General features: G+C 45.3%; 20 protein-coding genes. 15 read left to right on the forward strand and 5 right to left on the reverse strand.

Annotated elements, in window-relative coordinates; genetic code table 11:
• Positions 1 to 41 precede the first annotated feature (41 nt).
• The 3 genes from JEZ96_RS15560 to JEZ96_RS15570 all read left to right on the forward strand — a co-directional run bounded on the left by JEZ96_RS15560 (position 42) and on the right by JEZ96_RS15570 (position 2,277).
• Positions 42 to 1,070, forward strand: a complete 1,029-nt coding sequence (locus JEZ96_RS15560) for a hydrolase (protein ID WP_025007569.1) — start codon at positions 42 to 44, stop codon at positions 1,068 to 1,070.
• Positions 1,054 to 1,299 (forward strand): YheU family protein, encoded by a 246-nt coding sequence (locus JEZ96_RS15565; RefSeq protein WP_011788198.1) that lies wholly within the window; start codon positions 1,054 to 1,056, stop codon positions 1,297 to 1,299. Before JEZ96_RS15560 ends, JEZ96_RS15565 begins: the two co-directional genes overlap by 17 nt.
• Positions 1,300 to 1,389: 90 nt before the next feature.
• A complete protein-coding gene (locus JEZ96_RS15570; protein ID WP_011788197.1) occupies positions 1,390 to 2,277 on the forward strand; it encodes a phosphoribulokinase in 888 nt (295 codons plus the stop codon).
• A 474-nt stretch (positions 2,278 to 2,751) separates the two neighbouring features.
• Here the strand turns inward: JEZ96_RS15570 and JEZ96_RS15575 are convergent, their stop codons facing one another.
• Together JEZ96_RS15575 and pepB are read right to left on the reverse strand one after the other, a co-directional pair.
• Positions 2,752 to 3,282: a GNAT family N-acetyltransferase gene (locus JEZ96_RS15575; protein WP_061782959.1), complete on the reverse strand. Its 531-nt coding sequence runs from the start codon at positions 3,280 to 3,282 to the stop codon at positions 2,752 to 2,754.
• Between the two features lie 222 nt (positions 3,283 to 3,504).
• Positions 3,505 to 4,797: an aminopeptidase PepB gene (gene pepB / locus JEZ96_RS15580; protein WP_025007568.1), complete on the reverse strand. Its 1,293-nt coding sequence runs from the start codon at positions 4,795 to 4,797 to the stop codon at positions 3,505 to 3,507.
• Between the two features lie 184 nt (positions 4,798 to 4,981).
• Between pepB and sfsA the strand changes: the two genes are divergently transcribed.
• The 10 genes from sfsA to JEZ96_RS15630 all read left to right on the forward strand — a co-directional run bounded on the left by sfsA (position 4,982) and on the right by JEZ96_RS15630 (position 14,194).
• Positions 4,982 to 5,686 (forward strand): DNA/RNA nuclease SfsA, encoded by a 705-nt coding sequence (gene sfsA, locus JEZ96_RS15585; RefSeq protein WP_025007567.1) that lies wholly within the window; start codon positions 4,982 to 4,984, stop codon positions 5,684 to 5,686.
• 163 nt (positions 5,687 to 5,849) lie between these two features.
• The gene (gene dksA / locus JEZ96_RS15590; protein ID WP_007644947.1) at positions 5,850 to 6,293 is read left to right on the forward strand and encodes an RNA polymerase-binding protein DksA; all 444 of its coding nucleotides are present in this window, start codon (positions 5,850 to 5,852) and stop codon (positions 6,291 to 6,293) included.
• A gap of 176 nt (positions 6,294 to 6,469) precedes the next feature.
• Complete coding sequence (gene gluQRS / locus JEZ96_RS15595; protein ID WP_014611262.1) at positions 6,470 to 7,369, forward strand: tRNA glutamyl-Q(34) synthetase GluQRS; 900 nt, start codon at positions 6,470 to 6,472, stop codon at positions 7,367 to 7,369.
• Between the two features lie 115 nt (positions 7,370 to 7,484).
• The gene (locus JEZ96_RS15600; RefSeq protein ID WP_011788192.1) at positions 7,485 to 8,969 is read left to right on the forward strand and encodes a polynucleotide adenylyltransferase PcnB; all 1,485 of its coding nucleotides are present in this window, start codon (positions 7,485 to 7,487) and stop codon (positions 8,967 to 8,969) included.
• Positions 8,969 to 9,451: a 2-amino-4-hydroxy-6-hydroxymethyldihydropteridine diphosphokinase gene (folK, locus tag JEZ96_RS15605; protein WP_011788191.1), complete on the forward strand. Its 483-nt coding sequence runs from the start codon at positions 8,969 to 8,971 to the stop codon at positions 9,449 to 9,451. Before JEZ96_RS15600 ends, folK begins: the two co-directional genes overlap by 1 nt.
• A 63-nt stretch (positions 9,452 to 9,514) precedes the next feature.
• The gene (gene panB / locus JEZ96_RS15610) at positions 9,515 to 10,309 is read left to right on the forward strand and encodes a 3-methyl-2-oxobutanoate hydroxymethyltransferase (protein ID WP_011788190.1); all 795 of its coding nucleotides are present in this window, start codon (positions 9,515 to 9,517) and stop codon (positions 10,307 to 10,309) included.
• 52 nt (positions 10,310 to 10,361) lie between these two features.
• A complete protein-coding gene (panC, locus tag JEZ96_RS15615) occupies positions 10,362 to 11,207 on the forward strand; it encodes a pantoate--beta-alanine ligase (protein ID WP_014611264.1) in 846 nt (281 codons plus the stop codon).
• A gap of 212 nt (positions 11,208 to 11,419) precedes the next feature.
• Positions 11,420 to 11,947: a hypothetical protein gene (locus JEZ96_RS15620; RefSeq protein WP_014611265.1), complete on the forward strand. Its 528-nt coding sequence runs from the start codon at positions 11,420 to 11,422 to the stop codon at positions 11,945 to 11,947.
• A gap of 322 nt (positions 11,948 to 12,269) precedes the next feature.
• Positions 12,270 to 12,689 (forward strand): curlin, encoded by a 420-nt coding sequence (locus JEZ96_RS15625; protein ID WP_025007565.1) that lies wholly within the window; start codon positions 12,270 to 12,272, stop codon positions 12,687 to 12,689.
• A gap of 14 nt (positions 12,690 to 12,703) precedes the next feature.
• Complete coding sequence (locus tag JEZ96_RS15630; RefSeq protein WP_025007564.1) at positions 12,704 to 14,194, forward strand: curlin; 1,491 nt, start codon at positions 12,704 to 12,706, stop codon at positions 14,192 to 14,194.
• 168 nt (positions 14,195 to 14,362) lie between these two features.
• Here the strand turns inward: JEZ96_RS15630 and JEZ96_RS15635 are convergent, their stop codons facing one another.
• Together JEZ96_RS15635 and JEZ96_RS15640 are read right to left on the reverse strand one after the other, a co-directional pair.
• Positions 14,363 to 15,028 carry a helix-turn-helix transcriptional regulator gene (locus JEZ96_RS15635; RefSeq protein ID WP_014611267.1) on the reverse strand — a complete coding sequence of 222 codons (666 nt, stop codon included), beginning with the start codon at positions 15,026 to 15,028 and terminating at the stop codon, positions 14,363 to 14,365.
• A 394-nt stretch (positions 15,029 to 15,422) separates the two neighbouring features.
• Positions 15,423 to 16,031 carry a DUF2238 domain-containing protein gene (locus JEZ96_RS15640; RefSeq protein ID WP_128090251.1) on the reverse strand — a complete coding sequence of 203 codons (609 nt, stop codon included), beginning with the start codon at positions 16,029 to 16,031 and terminating at the stop codon, positions 15,423 to 15,425.
• 154 nt (positions 16,032 to 16,185) lie between these two features.
• Between JEZ96_RS15640 and serA the strand changes: the two genes are divergently transcribed.
• Positions 16,186 to 17,415, forward strand: a complete 1,230-nt coding sequence (gene serA / locus JEZ96_RS15645; RefSeq protein ID WP_128090250.1) for a phosphoglycerate dehydrogenase — start codon at positions 16,186 to 16,188, stop codon at positions 17,413 to 17,415.
• 150 nt (positions 17,416 to 17,565) lie between these two features.
• Positions 17,566 to 18,522 carry a tRNA-modifying protein YgfZ gene (gene ygfZ, locus JEZ96_RS15650; RefSeq protein ID WP_014611268.1) on the forward strand — a complete coding sequence of 319 codons (957 nt, stop codon included), beginning with the start codon at positions 17,566 to 17,568 and terminating at the stop codon, positions 18,520 to 18,522.
• 62 nt (positions 18,523 to 18,584) lie between these two features.
• On the opposite strand, the gene JEZ96_RS15655 is transcribed toward ygfZ, so the two are convergent.
• The gene (locus JEZ96_RS15655; protein WP_011788181.1) at positions 18,585 to 19,601 is read right to left on the reverse strand and encodes a response regulator; all 1,017 of its coding nucleotides are present in this window, start codon (positions 19,599 to 19,601) and stop codon (positions 18,585 to 18,587) included.
• Between the last annotated feature and the right edge of the window lie 49 nt (positions 19,602 to 19,650).

Genomic DNA, 19,650 nt, shown 5'->3' on the forward strand with positions numbered 1-19,650 from the left:
CGTTTTAATTTTCAGCAATAGCGGTGCCTAGATAAACTCTTATGCCAAATTCTTTTATGCCACCTTGGTGGGCCAAGAGTCCACATATACAAACGATTTTGCCCGTATTGACGAAAGTCGCCAAACCGGCACTGACAAGGCAGCGCCTCGAATTGCCCGATGGTGACTTTATCGATTTAGATTGGCAGGATGTCCCGCAGCAGGGTAAACCAATAGTCGTGATCATCCATGGATTAGAGGGCAGCGCGGCATCCCATTATGCGAGGCGCATACTGCTGAGCTGTAAAGAACAGCAACTTTCAGCCGTTGTGCATCATCACAGAAGTTGCTCGGGCGAAGCCAATCGTCTCGCTCGCAGTTACCACAGTGGTGACACAGACGATCTGCAGTTTAGCCTATCAACACTACAACAAACGTATCCGCAATCCCCGTTATTAGCTGTAGGTTACAGTTTAGGTGGAAATGTACTCACTAAGTACCAAGGCGAATATCAAGATAGCAGCTTATTAACTCGGGCCGTGGTTGTCTCAGCCCCCTTGCAATTATCAGCTTGTGCCAAACGACTCGAACATGGCTTCTCTAAGGTTTATCAAAGCTACCTTATCAAGCAATTACAAAAAAAAATAAACCAAAAACTCGCCGATCCTGATTTGGCAAACACTCTGCCATTAAGCCGATGGCAAGTCGAGCAGCTTAATACTTTTTATGACTTCGACGATAAAGTCACGGCACCACTCCACGGTTTTAATGGCGTTGATGATTATTATATTCGCGCTAGCGGCCTGCCCTTTGTTAACCGCATTACTAAACCCACACTGATCATACATGCCAAGGATGATCCCTTTATGACGGACGATGTGATCCCACATCCAAGCCAAATATCTGAGCATGTCGAATACGAATTACATTCCTATGGAGGCCATGTTGGTTTTATCGAAGGCGGTACACCATGGAAACCACGCTTCTATCTTGAACGTCGTATTTTAGCTTTCTTACGTGGCAACACCCTATTCGACGAACGCTTGTCTGATAACATTGAACAAGGAAAAAACCATGCTCATCCCCTATGATGTGCTTTTACAGCTACCAAAGGAAACACTGGCAAATCTTGTCCGCGAATACCTATTTGGTCAAGTAGAAGATGGCAGTTTTGCGAGCCTAGATGAACAGGAAATGTCCTTGGCCATAGCCCAGTGCCAACAAGCGCTTAAGCAAGGAAAGCTGCTCTTAGAATATAGCGAAGATGACGAGTCTTTCGCGATACGACCTGCGGATCAAATAGCAAAACGGCAAGATTGACCAGCCCTACCCCTGTACCGTATAAATAGAACTCGCGGTTTTATCGCTTACCCATAAGCGGCTCTTTTGGTTCCTAGCTAGGTAGAAAAAATGTCAGCAAAACATCCCATTATTGCAGTTACAGGCTCTTCAGGCGCAGGAACCACTACGACAACCACGGCCTTTAGCCATATTTTTCGCCAACTTGGGATCAACGCAGCTTTCGTAGAGGGGGATAGTTTCCACCATTTTACCCGCGCCGAAATGGAAGTGATGATCCGTAAGTCCCAAGCAGAAAACCGTAATCTTAGTTATTTTGGCCCAGAAGCCAATAACTTTGCTCGCTTAGAGCAATGCTTCAGCGACTACAGTGCAACAGGGCAAGGGGAAACTCGCAGTTATCTACACACCTTTGATGAGGCTGTCCCCTTTAATCAAATGCCCGGCACTTTTACCCAATGGCGGCCACTACCTGAAAATACCGATATGCTTTATTACGAAGGGTTACACGGTGGTGTCGTCACGCCAGAAGCCAATGTCGCCCAACATGTCGATTTGCTTATCGGCATGGTACCCATTGTCAACTTAGAATGGATCCAAAAGATAATCCGAGATACTTCAGAGCGCGGTCATAGTCGTGAAAAAGTCATGGGCTCGATTGTGCGCAGTATGGACGATTATATTAAGCATATGACACCGCAGTTCTCTCGCACCCACATTAATTTTCAGCGAGTACCCACGGTTGATACCTCTAACCCATTCAGCGCCAAAGACATTCCAAGTTTGGATGAGAGCTTTGTGGTGATCCGCTTCCGCGGTATTAATAATGTCGATTTCCCTTATTACCTGAGCATGATCCAAGGCGCGTTTATGTCACGGGTTAATACCTTAGTCGTGCCCGGCGGTAAAATGTCCTTAGCGATGGAGCTTATTCTTACGCCCTTAATTAAAGACTTAATGGAAAAACGCCAACAACTTAATAGTCCTGAAACGAACTAAAACCTTACCGATTCTCAAGTGAGTTTGACCAAAGGTTAAGGAAATAAAGTCTTTTTTTGCAATGGATTAAGTTTTATTTAAGCCATTAACGCTAACCTTGCTCGCATCGGGATTTCAGGCGAAAGAACGATAGTTGGCATACTCTTGGGAGTTAATTCCCCCATCTTGATCTGTTGATTCCCTTGAGTATGTCAGCAACCTCTCTGAACAGTTAATTCCGCCTACATGCTTGATCTGTTGATTCCCTTGAGTATGTCAGCAACCTCTCTGAACAGTTAATTCCGCCTACATGCTTGATCTGTTGATTCCTTGAGTATGTCAGCAACCTCTCTTTAAGACTTGCAAGTTAATTCCGCCTCTATGCTCGATCCTTGAGAATGCCAAGAGAGGTTCTCGGAAAACAGAACGTTCGTAAACTCACTCACAGAACGCTGCGCTCACCGTAAGGGCAAAGCCCGTTCGGTAAACCGTGAGTCACGAAGTGACGCTCTGTAACGGCAAGGCCGAAGGCCGTTCTAGATTCTTATACATCACCATACACTCTAAGGCGATGCCCCTAGGTGAGCAGTAGATTGATTCCTCTTCTAAACCTTCACCACCAAAACCACAGTGGCGATAAAAATCCACTGCATTCAAGGTCGATTCCAACCTGAGCTGGGCAATCCCCTGATTAAACGCCATTGTCTCAATAAACTTAAGCAGTGCCTTACCTACCCCAAGCCCCATAGCATCAGGGGAAACAAACAGGGCTTCTAACTGGGCATAGGGTTCATCCAACATAACAGTGCCGACCACAGTCTTTACCTGCAACGCATTATCAGAGATCTCTGCCACATAAAAATGCGCCTCGACGATACGCCTAAATTGCTCGGTCAGTTCGCCTGCTGTCCAAATCAACAGATCGCCCGCATCATAAAATCCGGCGCAGCCTTTATTGATGGCAGCATTACGAATATCCCAGCATGCTTGTGCATCGGTTTTAGTTGCTTTTCGAATCGTAATCATCAGATTTTCCAATAAAATATCTCCCCATAACATGCCATGAAGCGACTCAATCACCAAGTAAACTCTTGATCTCAGATGTGACTCAACAAAAAACCGCCCGAAGGCGGTTTTAAATAACGCGACAGAAGCTCAATGGATCTGTGCTAGCGTATTTTCTGATGGTTTAACTTAGTTTTATATTTTAGCTAAGCCTTATGTTTCAACTAAGCCTCATGGTTTAACTTAGCCTTTAATCAATTCGCTAATAGTCAATACGCCGTGGGTCGTTGCACCCGCGCCCCATAGGGCAGAAGCTGAATCTTCAAATGCGGCGGCGAGATCCACATGTAACCATTTAGCTTCGGGTGACACAAAGCGCCATAGGAAGCCTGCCGCATTAGAGGCACCACCTGCACCGCCACCTTTCACCGGACGACTATTAGCTGTATCAGCGTAAGCCGATGGACACATTTCTTTGTGCCAAGGGTCTAGCGGCAGCGGCCATACGCGCTCAGCAACACTTGTCGCTTTTTGCTGAGCCAGTTGCAGCACATCCGCCTGTGGCGAAAAAATTGCGTTATAGTTTGAACCTACCGCCATCACTGCGGCGCCTGTTAGGGTCGCCGCATCGATAATAAAAGGTGCTCCAGTAGCAGAAGCCGCTTGTAAACCATCGGCCAACACTAAGCGCCCTTCAGCATCGGTATTCACCACTTCCACTGTCACACCATTTTTGTAGGTAAGGATATCGCCTAACTTATAAGCGCGGCCGCTGATCAAGTTTTCAGCACAGCAAAGGAATAACTTAACCCGTTTATTCAGCCCCGATTTCATTGCTAAACCGAGTGCTGCAGTCACAGTGGCGGCGCCGCCCATATCGCATTTCATGCCGAGCATGCCTTCGGAAGCCTTAATGCTGTAACCGCCAGAATCAAAGGTAATCCCTTTACCCACAAGCGCGACAGACACGGGTGCATCAGCGGCTAATGGATTGAAGTCTAATTCTAACATTGCTGGCGGACGCTCACTGCCGCGACCCACAGCATGGATACCAATCCACTGTTCTTCGAGCAGTGCTTCGCCTTCGATAATCCGATAGCTCACCTTATCGCCACCAATATCGGCTAACCATCTTGCTGCTTGTTGAGCAAGTTTTACTGGCGAGAGGTTTTCAGGCGTATCGTTGATCAATTGACGAGCAAAGGTTGCCACATCGAACCTGCGTTGTAATTCTGCTTGAACAGACTCATCACCACACCAGTGGATTTGATAGCCGGTTTTGGCGGTTGCGAAACCTTGGGCAAATACCCACTGGCTATTGAGATCCCAAAGCTGTCCAGCTAATACCACACTGCTAATACCTTGACTGCGTAGTTTGCGGGCCGCCATTTGAATTTGACGCAGCTCATCGCCATCCGCTAAATGAATTTGTGCACCGTCGGCACTATAAGTCACATCAGCCTTACCCCAATGGGCGGCTGGTGCTTCTTTGGTTAATTGCACTTTCATCAATTCAGTTACTTTTAGTTCACTCATTAGGGATCCTTATTTTTCGATTCGTTTTAGAACAATCAGCAATCAGAACAAACTTTATGGCGGCAGTTTACTGCTAGCAGGCGATGACTCAAAGCGATTGGCGGAAGTTACTCAGGTAAAATCTGTAAACATTTGCGAAATTTGCTAGTCTTGCCGCCTGAGTATTCTCAATACAGGTAGTAGCATGCAGTTCGAACCCGCCTTGCAGCAAGGCATATTAGTTAAACGCTATAAACGTTTTCTTGCCGATATAAAGCTCACCGATGGCAGTGAGATGACAATCCATTGCCCTAATACAGGTTCAATGCGCAACTGTCTCTTCCCCGGAGAAGCCGTGTGGTTTTCAACCTCTGCTAACCCTAAACGTAAATATGCATACACGTGGGAGTTAATGGGCACATCCAATGGTGATTTTATTGGCATACATTCAGGTAGTGCAAATGCCCTAGCCGAAGAAGCCATACATAGCGGCATTATCAAAGAACTGACGGGTTACGACACTTTAAGCCGTGAGGTGAAGTACGGCGATGAAAACAGCCGTATTGATATTCTGCTCCAAGGTGCTCAAAAACCAGACTGTTACATAGAAGTCAAAAGTTGTACTTTACTCGAAGATGGACAAGGATTTTTCCCCGATGCAGTGAGTTTACGCGGCCAAAAACATTTGCGTGAATTGATGCATATGGCAAATCTTGGCCACCGCGCAGTGCTGTTATTTGTAGTACAGCACTCAGAAATATTCAGCGTTGCGCCTGCAGCACACATTGATCCTGAATACGCTAACCTACTGAAAAAGGCGACTTTATCGGGTGTTGAAGTATTGGCATATCGCTGCGAAATGTCACCAACAGAGATACGCCTAGCCCAAGCCTGTCCAGTCCGAGTATGATGTTAACGGTCGGTAAAATTGAAATTCATTTCAATTAGCGAATTGAATCATAAAATTCATTCAAGGCGAGTTGAAAAATTTGCCTCGATGTAAAGATTCTGATATAGATAGCGGCCGTTCTTAAGGACGCCCTACAAACGCAAATGATTACAGGAGATGCGTTATGCCTGAAGGCACCAAAAAACTTGGCGTACTCGCTATCGCAGGTGTAAGTCCCTACCAGGAAAAGCCGGGTGAGGAGTATATGAACGCTAAGCAACTGGGTCACTTCAAGACTATTCTTGAAGCTTGGCGCAATCAGTTGCGTGAAGAGGTCGACCGTACTCTCAGTCACATGCAGGACGAGGCAGCAAACTTTCCCGATCCTGTTGACCGTGCTGCACAAGAAGAAGAGTTCAGCCTCGAACTTCGTGCTCGCGATAGAGAACGTAAGCTGATCAAGAAAATCGAAAAGACACTGCAAAAAATCGAAGAAGACGATTTCGGCTTCTGTGATTCCTGCGGTATCGAAATCGGCATTCGCCGTCTCGAAGCGCGTCCAACAGCCGACCAATGTATCGACTGTAAAACGCTTGCAGAGATTAAAGAAAAGCAAATGGCTGGTTAATCGGCTGAGCTAAACAAGGCGGGGATTTCCCCGCCTACTTGTTTGTTAAAATGAGTTCATCAAACTCGTTCGAGTACAACTCACTTCATTTTATTCTGTTATTCGCTTTTATCTTGGTATACCCCTAAAATACCTCCACTTTTGTCGGTGCGACTTTCAAACTGAATCTTGATGCTATGCCAAATCCATTGACACCTTTTTTAGCCAATAAGCCCTATGTTGGCCGCTTTGCACCTTCGCCTTCAGGTGCGCTGCATTTTGGTTCGCTTATCGCCGCCCTTGGCAGTTATTTACGCGCTCGCTCACAGAAAGGTAAATGGTTAATTCGTATCGAAGATATCGATCCGCCGCGGGAAATCAAAGGGGCAGCAGATGAGATTTTACGCACCTTAGAAGCCTATGGCTTTGAATGGGATAACTCGCCGTTATACCAGAGCCAACGCACTGAGGCCTACCAAGCACAAATTGACCATCTGCTCACTCACAACGACGCCTATTTCTGCCAATGCAGTCGTAAACATATTCAGGCTATGGGGGGAGTTTATGATGGGCGCTGCCATCGCTTATCTAAACCACACTTATCGGGGGCGGTACGTATTGTAAACCGTGCTCAAGTAGCCCAATTTAATGATAATTTGATGGGAGAAATCTGCGTCGATAGCCATTTTGCCGCAGAGGATTTTATCATCAAGCGCAGCGATGGCTTATACGCCTATCAACTAGCGGTTGTACTTGACGATGCTTATCAAGGCATTACTGAAGTGGTGCGTGGCTGCGACTTAATCGAAGCCAGTTGTCGCCAACTCAGTTTGTATCAAACCTTTGGCTTAACCGCTCCCGAATGGCTACATTTGCCCTTAGCTTGCTTGAGTCCTGGGTTTAAGCTTTCAAAACAAAATCATGCACAGGCTATCGATAAACAATACCCACAAAAGAGCCTTAATGCAGCACTGGCATTTTTGGGGCAAGCCCCAGTAGAAGCCCAAGGTTCGTTGGCACACATGCTCGACCAAGCCGTGGCACAATTTCAATTATCAACGATCCCAAAACAGCCTGAAATATTGATCGAATCCTAATGATGCCAAATCGCATAAAATTCTCCCCACACGAGAAAGTGCACAATGCCGCAATTTGTGTCTCCAGTGGGCTAAGTCAAGCATCGCTATATACCCATTAGGCGACATTTGGTATATGATAGCCGCCAGATTTTTTAATCACATAACAGATCACATTTCGAGGTGTCCCATTTTTCGCCGTATCAGCCAATTCTGCAAGCAGCTATTTGAAGACGCGCCTAAAACGACCGCTCCAACTCCAGCTCAGATCCAATCTCAAGCGTCAGAAGCCTCTTCTAACGCCTTAAGCCTAGAGTTAGTGCCCAGAGATGCCCACTCAATCTCGCGCAAGCAAATTAGCGAAAATGCCCTTAAGGTATTATACAGACTGAATAAATCAGGATTTAAAGCCTATTTGGTCGGCGGCGGCGTGCGTGATTTACTCCTCGGACTCGAGCCTAAAGATTTCGACGTTGTTACTAACGCAACCCCAGAAGAAATCAAAAAACTGTTCCGCAATTGCCGAGTCGTCGGCCGCCGTTTCCGTCTCGCCCATATCGTCTTTGGTCGGGATGTGATTGAAGTCGCCACCTTTCGTGGTCACCATGGCGAAAGCAATGAAAAAATTTCCAAAGCCAACGCAGAAGGCCGCTTACTGCGCGATAACGTCTATGGCGAAATAGATGAAGATGCCGAGCGCCGCGACTTTACTGTCAATGCCCTCTATTACGATATCAGCGATTATTCTATCCGCAGCTACGGTGGCGGCATGGCTGATCTCAAGGCGGGTACCTTAAGATTAATCGGCGATCCTGAAACACGTTATCGTGAAGATCCCGTTCGTATGCTAAGGGCCGTACGTTTTGCGACTAAGCTCAGTATGAATATTGAGGACGTGACCGCAAAACCCATTAAACAATTGGCGCCACTGCTCACAGATATTCCTGCGGCACGCATGTATGAAGAAGTGCTTAAACTTTTCTTTGCTGGCAAAGCCTTAGCTAACTTCGAAATGATGCAAGAATACAAGTTATTCGCCCCCTTATTTCCTCAGGTCGATGCCCTATTAAAAGAAGATCCAAAGGGTCCTGCGATGAAAATGGTGCAGGCCATTATGAAAAGCACTGACTTACGGGTAAATGAGGATAAACCTGTTACTCCCTCATTCTTTTATGCGGCCATGCTTTGGTATCCACTGCGTCAACGTGCTGAGGATATTGCCGTTGAAAGTGGCTTAACTTTATATGATGCCTTTTTCGCAGCAATGGGCGATGTGATGGAGCAGCAATGCCAAACCATTAGCATTCCACGTCGCTTTAGCACACCCTCAAAAGATATTTGGCAATTACAGCTACGCTTTGACCGCAGCCAAGGCACTCGTGCTTTTAAACTGATGGAGCACCCTAAGTTTAGAGCCGCCTACGATCTACTCTTGCTCAGAGGTGAAGTCGAGGGGGGGAATGTTGCCAAAAGTGCTGCTTGGTGGCAGCAGTTCGTTGAAGCCGATGAAACCGAGCGCTTGACTATCGCTCGTAGTGGTAATAAGTCATCGGGGAATCGCAATGCTCCTCAGCGTCGCCGCCGCAGATCAAGTACGACTAAAGCCAAAGCAGCCGAATAATGACCCGCGTTTATGTTGCATTAGGGGCTAATCTTAATGATCCCAAAACGCAATTGGACAATGCCGTGATAGCATTGTCCAACCTTGCTCAGGGCAACAGTTTGCTTGTCTCACCTTACTATCACTCCACCCCGATGGGCGATGTGGTCCAACCCGATTATATCAATGCGGTGGCAAGCTTTGAGACAACATTAACTCCACTCGCCTTACTCGATGCATTGCAATATATCGAAAACACCCAAGGGCGAGTACGTAAAGAACGCTGGGGACCAAGAACCTTAGATCTTGATCTGCTGCTATATGGCAATGAGTTTATTGATGAGCCTAGGTTAAAAGTACCTCACTACGGTATGAAAGAACGCAGCTTTGTTCTTGTTCCACTGGCCGCGATTGCTCCAGATCTTATCCTGCCCTGTAACACAGTCCTAAGTAGTCTTATCGACAAAAATATGTTGGCCGAGTTACAACAACTGGGGCATTGATCATTGAAGTCCGTCTCCAGTTAGCTTATAACACCACTTCTATTTGGTTTGAAGATCATCCATATGTCTAAAATTACTAGCTCAACCCTGTTGAAATACAAACAGGAAGGTAGAAAATTCACTGCACTGACAGCCTATGATGCCAGTTTTGCTGGCGCGTTCGATAGCGAAGGTGTAGATGTGCTACTCGTCGGTGATTCTTTGGGAATGGTCCTGCAAGGCCATGACGATACTCTCCCAGTCACGACAGCAGAGATCGCTTACCATACTCGCTGCGTACGCCGCGGGATAGAGCGAGCGTTACTGATTGCCGATATGCCTTTTATGAGTTACGCCACGCCAGAACAAGCTATGATTAACGCCACCGAGCTGATGCAGGCTGGCGCCAACATGGTCAAAGTTGAAGGCGGCCATTGGTTACTCGAAACCGTCACTAAACTCACCGAACGTGGTATTCCTGTTTGTGCCCACTTAGGGTTAACGCCTCAATCTGTTCACGTTTTTGGTGGTTTTAAAGTTCAGGGGCGCGATGCCGAAAATGCCCAGCGAATTCTCGATGAGGCCAAAGCATTAGAAGCCGCAGGCGCCCAATTACTCGTCGTAGAATGTATTCCAGCACCATTAGCCACAGCGATCACCCAAGCCCTAACCATTCCAGTCATTGGAATTGGTGCTGGAGCATCGACCGATGGTCAGATTTTAGTGATGCATGATGTATTAGGTATTTCAAGTGGTTATATTCCACGTTTTTCGAAAAACTACCTAAAACAAACGGGTGAAATCCGTTCTGCGGTACGCGCTTATATTGAAGAAGTTGCCGCTGGCACCTTCCCCAGTGCAGAGCACACATTCAGCTAATAGTGCCGAGCACATATTCAACTCATTTTAGGTTTTAGCAAGGTAAGGCTTAATGATCACAAGCGCCCATATTGATGATATTCGCACGCAAGTGCGCGCATGGCGTGCCAAGGGCGAAACCGTCGCCTTTGTGCCAACCATGGGGAATCTTCATCAAGGACACATCACCTTAGTCAAAGAAGCTGCACAAAAATGTGACCATGTGGTGGTATCCATTTTCGTCAATCCAATGCAATTTGGGCAAAACGAAGATCTCGATGCCTACCCACGTACTCTGGCCGCCGATAGCGAAGCACTCACTACGGCGGGAGCAGAACTCTTGTTTACTCCGACCCCCGCCACTATCTACCCTAAAGGTTTAGCACAACAAACCTTTGTCGAAGTACCGGGTATTTCAGAGGTGCTTTGTGGCGCATCCCGTCCTGGGCATTTTCGCGGTGTTGCTACCGTTGTCTGCAAGCTATTTAATATAGTGCAGCCGGATGTCGCTTTCTTTGGCAATAAGGATTATCAACAACTGTTAGTGATCCGCACTATGGTTGAAGATTTATCATTACCCATTGAAATTATTGGTGTTGATACCATACGTGAAGCCTCTGGCTTAGCCATGAGTTCGCGTAATGGCTATTTAACTCGCGATGAAAAAGCGGCAGCACCTGCGCTTAAAAAAGCACTGGATGCAATGGCGGCAGGCATCAAGCAAGGTGAAACATTTGAGCAAGTAACAGAACAAGCTAAAGCGAGTTTATATGCAGCAGGCTTTACTCCTGATTACTTAGAAATTCGCCATGCACACACCTTAGCAAACGCCGAATCAGAGGATAAAGCACTGGTGATTTTAGCGGCGGCTTATCTCGGTAAAGCCCGTCTTATCGATAATTTAAGATTCGATCGCTAATAATAAATATCTGTAAAAAAGGAGCTTAGGCTCCTTTTTACCCTTTATGGCTTGATGTGACTGCAACTTCCCTGAAACCTCCATTTTAATCACTGAAAAGATCCACTGCCTAAACTGGTTTTCTCGCCAAACTTACACCATAGTATTAAACAAACCACAACACAGGTTTGATGAATAACCTATGTCACTAATATACAAGGATTTGTAGCCGAATGGCAAAGTTGATATTGACTCTCATAGGCCTGTTGTTGTCAAGCATGACTCAGGCAAGCATTATCTATAAATGTTATAAGGGCGATAAAGTGGTTTTTAGTCAAATCGCTTGCCCGCAGGAATATCGTCAGCACAAAATCGAGTACCAGTTAGGCGTCACAACAGAAACAGATTCAGATAAACGGGATATGCCTGTCGATCCTTTACAAGCATTACTGAATAATCAAACGATTACCAAAGAAAAACTGCTACAACTGCTGGATAGTGAAATATATCGACTTAAGCAGGAAAACAGCTATTTTGAAATCCTACGCGCCAGTGAATTACAGAAATTAGAACGCAAACGTTACTGGCAAAATAAAGAAAAAAATGATCCTGAATACATCAATGAACTGAACGAGATTAACTCTCGCTTCAATGCATTAATGGTGAACAATAACAGTGCAATGCAGCAACTCAATGACCGAAAAAGTCAAATCAGTAACGAAGTCTCTTCTGAAAACTTGAAAGACTCTAAACAGCACTGATTCACATAGAATGTTGTACTTATTCTATCGATGAGCTATTAAAAATTTGACCTTATTGATAGGGCTGCTTCACAATAAATACAACTTAACTACTAGGACAACTAGGTTAGGCTCCATAAATAAAAACACGTCAATAAACAGATAAAACTCATTTAATCAATACGATATAAATACAGTTCTCTTTTACCTTCCGTTAACCCTTTCTAGAATAAATACCCTTTTGACCAATTGCGACATGTTCATCGGACTCGTATCTTCAAGTCTGAATTTGGGATGTAAGCGGTGTTAAGCAGCCCAAGATATTTGATGCAAGGAGTCACCCGTGCCAAATACCTCTATACGCTTTTTGGTGCTGCTACTCTTGCTCTGTAGTTGTATGACTTCAGCACAAGGGCTGAATGTCAACGAGTTACCCGTAACCCTTCAAGCATTACTAGAACGCTCTGGTCGCGATAACCTTATCGAGCTGGTTCAACAAGGTAATGCCAACCAAGGATTACTGTTCCAATCAGGTAGCGATAACAAAGCCGATGTCACACAAGTGGGCAATGATAACGATGCGCTAATTACACAGATTGGTTCAAACAATGAAGTCCAACTACTGCAAGTCGGCAGTCAAAATACGGCAACAGTGACACAAATTGGCAATGACAATCTCGTGCAACTGAACCAACTAGGAAGCGGCAACTTTTCGATTCAACAGATTGCAGACGGTGCTGCAATCTCAATAACTCAATATTAAACAGGGAGCGTCACATGAAATCACAAGCTAAAAAATCACTTATTGCTTTGGCCATTGCAACAGGTTTAAGCGGTCAAGCCTTTGCAGCCAGTACAGTGAGTGAAATTAGCGTAGTACAGTCAGGCCAAGGCCAAGACACTTTAGTTTCACAAACGGGTGCCCTTAATGCTGCTGCGGTTGTGCAAACAGGTACAGATCAAACCGCTACCGTAATCCAAGACGGGCTATGGCATGAAGCGGCTATCAACTCCGCAGGTACTGACAATAAAGTCCAGATAACACAACAAGTTGACTGGCATGTGGCAAGTGCCAATGTTGAGGGCAACAGCAACTTTGTTAATGTTTCCCAAGACGGTTTCTATAACCAAAGCAGCAACGATGTTACTGGTAACGATAACACCGTCGTAGTGAGTCAATTAGGCGAATTAAATGAAAGCCAAGTTGAAATCACTGGCGCTCAAAACACGGTATCTGTTGAGCAAGAAGGTGATACCAACTTTGCAGTTTTCCGTGTTCAAGGCAGCAATAACGACGGCGACATCAAACAATACGGTGACAATAACCAAGCAGGGGTAATTGCACTTGATTTAACCGCTAACGTAGGTAACAACAACGACGTGTCTGTTGAACAAGTGGGTAACAATAACTTTGGCGCGGCTAAAGGCATTGCAGGCGACAACAATAGCGTTGATATGGTTCAAAAGGGTGATAACCATGTTGGTTTTGTTTATGCACTAGCGGGCAACGATAACGATATTGCCATGGATCAAAAAGGTCGTGGCAACACCGCTTATCTTGCTATGACAACGGGTGACGACAACAGTATTGATATTACCCAAAATGGTAGCGGCAACACTATCGGTGATACTTTAGTGGCCGATATCCAAGGTGATGATAATGATATTACTATCACCCAAAAAGGCGATGTTAACGGTGCAGAGTTCCAAGTATGGGGCGATAGTAACGATGTAGATTTACAACAAAGAGGCGATGCCAACTTCGCCACCTTTGGCGCATACGGTACAGATAACGACTTCGACTTATCTTCTAAAGGCAATTACAACGAAATCGTTGCCTTCGCAGAGGGTGAAGACAACAGTATTGAAGTCGACCAAAAAGGTGATGCGAACTTTGCTTATGTCGATGCAGTCGGTAACGATAACGAAGTCGATGTTGAGCAAAATGGTAATCAAAACGAGAGCATAATTTCTATTGCTGGTAACAATAATGCCGATGCAACTGCACTTCAAAAGGGCGATCTTAACCTTATTGATTTGATTATCAAAGGCGATGAAAACACGGCACAAATTGCCCAATCAGGTAATAGAAACTGGGTCGGTGGTGACGATAGTGCCTCATTCACAGTTAAAGGTGACAACAACAGCCTATTGATCGCTCAAAAGGGGAATGACAACTTAGTGTTGGGCTCTCAAGCTGGCAATAACAACAGCATCAGCGTGAACCAATCAGGCAATATGAACATTGCCACTGTAGTGCAATACTAATAAATACTGCTAAACCACCATAGCTAACTCTTTGGTGTTGTTTGATAAAATGGTATAAAAAAAGCGGGAATGTTTACATAAACATTCCCGCTTTTCTATTTTGATATGCCAGCAATAATTAACATTAACCACTCAAAGCAACAGGCAAATGACCACACCCTTTGCAGGTTAACTACATAGCTCAAAGTGAGTTTGATAGGTTTGCGCCCAACGTAAAAGCTCAACCCGATTACGAGACTGGGTCTTGCGGAAAATAGAGGAAATGTGTGCTTTTACTGTATGTTCGCTGATGCATAACCTATGGGCAATTTCTTTATTCCTTGCGCCACTGGATACAAATTGAATAATGGTACGTTCACGGGATGTCAGCATCTGCAGCATAGCCACAGTATCGGAGGGCATCTCATTATTACCCTCTAACTTTTGTACGACACGGCGAAACATTTTGCTTAGCAACGTTCTATCGTACCAAAGCTCCTCTGCCACCATTTTACGTAAACCCGTTAACATCAGATCCATACGTTGATCGGCAAATAAAATACCTCGAATGCCGAGTAACATTGCAGATTCTTGGTCTAAGGAGTCTCGCTCAACTTGATACAGCGCCACAGGAAAATGTGACACTAAACGCGAAGCCAGCAAAGGAATTCCTTTGTTATCTAATGCTGAACCTTTTTGGGTGATCAGATAAAAACTACGACGGCTTTTATCTAAATCCAATTCTGCTGCGTGCTTTACAATACGCGTTTTCAAACCTATGGATTCAGCGAGTAACGCTAAATGACATGGCGCGGCCATTTGGTGTAAAAAAACCAATTCATTAATTGTGCTCAATGACTCTCCTCCCTGAAAAGTATTCTCTTATTGCAAAATGGTCTGTTTGACTCGTCTTCTAGTTAGGTTTCTCAACATTCCATTAACCTAGTTAATTCTGACTAGTTAACGATTGAAAAACATCACCCAAATGTACTATTCCCTGTTTAGCCATAGTAAGTTCGACTAACACACCATCGAAAAACGGGTTATGAGTCAAAACCACTCGTTAAATCCACAGCCTCACAGCACTTGCACTGTTAAACTAGGATGAGCCGCCCCAAGTTGCAACATAAATTAAACATAAAGGTTAGTGCAAAAGTATGACAACGCTATCTCGTCATACTTTCATCAGATGTGCTTAGCGGGAGGAAAATCTTGCCACTCAAATAAACCGCATCATTCACCAGTCATACTAAGTGCTTGGTGTAAGTGCTGCTATTTGCTTATCTTGAAAACGAGACAACAAAGTCAGTGCTACTATCGCGCCAATAAGGGCAAAGAACATATCCGATTGAGTGTCCCATACATAGCCTTGAGTTCCCAAAAAGGCTTCAGCCCCTTCGCCGGTTGCCACAACAACCCACCATTCGATCAGTTCATAAAACGCCGAAAATGCGAGCACAAAACACGTCGCAAGAAACGCACACCAAGCCCCTGGTTTTACCGCTTCGTTGCGCAGCATAATTTCACGGGCGAGCATGGCTGGGATAAAACCTTGGGCAAAATGCCCGACTTTATCGTAATTATTACGTTCCGAGCCCATCCAATCAGCAATAGTGTCAAACAACGGCACTTCAGCGTAAGTGTAATGAGCGCCCACAAACAACACACAGCAATGTATTAAAATTAACAAATACGCCAAAGGTGTTAGCGGAAAACGGTTACGGGTAAAAAATAAAATCGGTACTGCGACTAATCCAGGTAAGGCTTCGAGCAACCAAGTAAATAGATCTGCGGGTTTTATCGCCGACCATATTAAAACTGAGAGGTAAATACCGCACCATGCGATTTTGTTATTCAATGCTTCTTCCTCTTATGCGATATTGTTCTAAATTTAGAATATTAACTTTAGCCATCTAGCCCTCCACACTGAGCAAAAAAAGTGCTACTTTGGTGGGTGAAGGTTGTCAGCATATCATAAGAAACATTTCTATTAATTAGAGGGTACCCATATCATGGCGAAACATTCGCTGGACAAGGATAAGATCAAGATCCTGCTGTTGGAAGGCGTCCACCAATCCGCGGTCGATGTATTTGAACGTGCGGGATATACCAATATCGAATATCACAAAGCCTCTTTAGGTGATGAAGCCTTACTTGAATCCATCAAAGATGCGCACTTTGTAGGGCTTCGCTCGCGTACTCAGTTAACTGCCGAGGTGCTGAAACGTGCCGAGAAGTTAATCGCGATTGGTTGTTTCTGTATTGGTACTAACCAAGTTGATCTTGCCACCGCCGAATCCCTTGGTATTCCTGTATTTAACGCGCCATTTTCAAACACGCGCAGTGTTGCTGAGCTAGTGATTGGCGAAATCATTATGCTGATGCGAGGCATCCCTGAGCGTAATGCCATCGCCCACCGTGGCGGTTGGATGAAAACCGCTGCAGGCAGCTACGAAGTGCGTGGTAAAACCTTAGGTGTAATTGGTTACGGCCATATTGGTACTCAACTGGGTATTCTGGCGGAAACCTTAGGTATGCGCGTGGTGTTCTTCGATATCGAAGACAAACTGCCGCTAGGTAACGCACAGCAAATCCATTCAATGGAGCAACTGCTGGCGCAATCTGATGTTGTAAGTTTACACGTCCCTGAAACACCACAAACCAAAGATATGATAGGCGCACCTGAGTTTGCCGCTATGCGTAAAGGCAGCATCTTTATCAACGCCTCACGTGGTACAGTAGTCGATATCGATGCCTTAACGGTCGCCTTAAAAGAACGTCACCTTGCGGGCGCCGCAATCGATGTGTTCCCCGCCGAGCCACAATCCAATGACGATGAGTTTATCACTCCTCTACGTGGTTTAGACAACGTATTACTCACGCCGCACGTCGGTGGTAGCACGGCTGAGGCTCAGGAAAACATTGGTATTGAAGTGGCTGGTAAGTTAGCGAAATATTCAGACAACGGCTCAACCGTGTCTGCGGTTAACTTCCCTGAAGTGTCGCTGCCAACGCATAAAGGCACCTCACGCTTACTGCATATTCACCAAAACCGCCCTGGCGTACTGATCAAGATCAACCAAGCCTTCTCAGAAAAAGGCATCAACATCGCCGCCCAATATCTGCAAACTACCGCAGAAATTGGTTATGTCGTGATGGAAGTTGATACCACTCAAGCGGAAGAAACCTTAGTTGAGCTCAAAGCGATTGAAGGCACACTGCGTACCCGCGTACTGTTTTAAGATATTAATCCAACCGCATACGCGTATCGGCTAAAGTACACATTAAGGCGCATATATCATTCACAGATATGTGCGCCTTATGCTTTTGAGCCAACTGGAATTCCGTTACAATCTAGCCTCTCACATCGTCTTCATTTTCAGGATCTCGCTATGACTATTTCAGTTTCTACACCCCATTGGGATCTGGACGCTACCTTGCCTCCACTTATGCTTGCCAACTTATCTCATATGGGCCTAATCAAAGTCGTTGGAGAACAAGGCCGTAGTTTTATCCATGGCCAAGTGACCACAGACATCAGCTCATTGGCCACGGATCAATGGCGCTGGGGCGCCCATTGCGATCCTAAAGGTAAAATGCTGGCCAGTTTCAGAACCTTTGCCATCCAAGAGGCACTCTTTATGTTGATGCCAAAGGGTGCTATCGAAGTCGATTTACCCCAACTACAAAAATATGCGGTATTTAGCAAAGCTACCTTAAGCAATGCATCCGGTGAGTGGACTTTACTCGGCGTTGCCGGCGAACAGGCCTGCCAATTTGTGAAACAGCATTTTGGTGATATTCAGCAAGAACTCACACTCATTGAAAATGGCGCGATTTTAAAAGACGCGGATAGATTTATTTTGGTTCTGCAACCAGAAACCGCAAACACCCTCGTTGCTGAGCACACAGTATTTGATGCCACCGCTTGGCAAGCATTAGAAATTGCAGCGGGTTATCCTAACCTTGCAGCCAGTCATGCCCACCAGTACGTACCACAAATGTGTAACCTGCAAGCTGTTAATGGTATCAGCTTTAATAAAGGCTGCTACATGGGACAAGAAACCGTCGCCCGCATGAAGTACCGCGGCGGAAATAAGCGCGCACTTTACATTCTCCATGGCACAACCTCGTTAACGGTGGATCTGGAAACTAGCCTTGAAATTGCGATGGAAGACGGTTATCGCAAAGGGGGGCAAATCATTGAATTTGTGCAACGCGGTAATCAAGTATTGCTGACTGCCGTACTGGCTAACGATACCGAAAATGACGCTAAACTGCGTTTTGCTGACGATGAGCAATCAAGCTTGACAATTCAAGCCTTACCTTACTCACTAGATGAAGCATAACCCTTTATTTTATAAACGATAAAGGCGCCATGTGCGCCTTTATTTTCACTAAGATTTAATCCTCAATGCTCTAAATAGGTATCTCGAATCGCAATGACTTCTGGCAGGATTTGTTTAAATGCCTCCACCAGCTTAGGGTCAAAATGCTTACCGGCTTGGTTTTCGAGTAACTCCATTGTTGCCTCTATGGTCCAAGGCTGTTTATACGGTCGCTGGGATGTTAGCGCATCGAACACGTCCGCAATCGCGGTGATACGGCCTTCAATTGGGATATTCTCACCCATTAACCCATTGGGGTAGCCTGAACCATCCCATTTTTCGTGGTGAGTCAAGGCGATACGACGGGCCATTTGTAATAGAGGGTCGCTATGCTCACCGATAATTTCTGCACCTATGGCGGCGTGCTGTTGCATAATTTCCCATTCTTCAGGGTCTAGCTTACCCGGTTTTTTTAATACGGCATCGGGTGTACCTATTTTGCCTATATCGTGCATCGGTGCTGCATTATAAAGCAAGTCGCAAAAAGTCGTTGGTAAACCAAGCCTTATCGCAAGTAACCGCGCATAGTGACTCATACGTACCACATGTAAGCCTGTTTCATTATCTTTATATTCTGCGGCACGGCCAAGGCGACGAATAATTTCGAAACGCGTATCTTCTAGCTCTTGTGTTCTTTCTTTAACTTGTTGTTCTAAAAGTCGCTTTTGATCATACAATGCAAGATGCGTTTTAACTCGCGCCTTAACAACTGGCGCACTGACAGGCTTAGTAATGTAATCGACTGCACCCAACTCAAAACCTTGGGTTTCATCAGCCACTTCAGATAATGCGGTAACAAAAATAACGGGGATATGGCATGTCAGTGGCTCTTGTTTTAATAACTTACAAACCTCATAACCATTCATTCCCGGCATCATTACATCCAATAAAATGAGATCCGGCAAGGATTTAGCGACAAGTGCCAACGCCCTAGGTCCATCAATAGCCACTTTGACTTTATAATCTTCTCCAAGAATACCCACTAAGATGTCGATATTCTCGGGAGTATCATCAACGACTAATATTGTTGCCTTATCCATTCACAACCTCGACTTATGCCAAATAACAAACTATTTTGTCCGCTCTTTT

It is taken from the genome of Shewanella putrefaciens, from assembly GCF_016406325.1.
Lineage (GTDB): Bacteria > Pseudomonadota > Gammaproteobacteria > Enterobacterales > Shewanellaceae > Shewanella > Shewanella putrefaciens.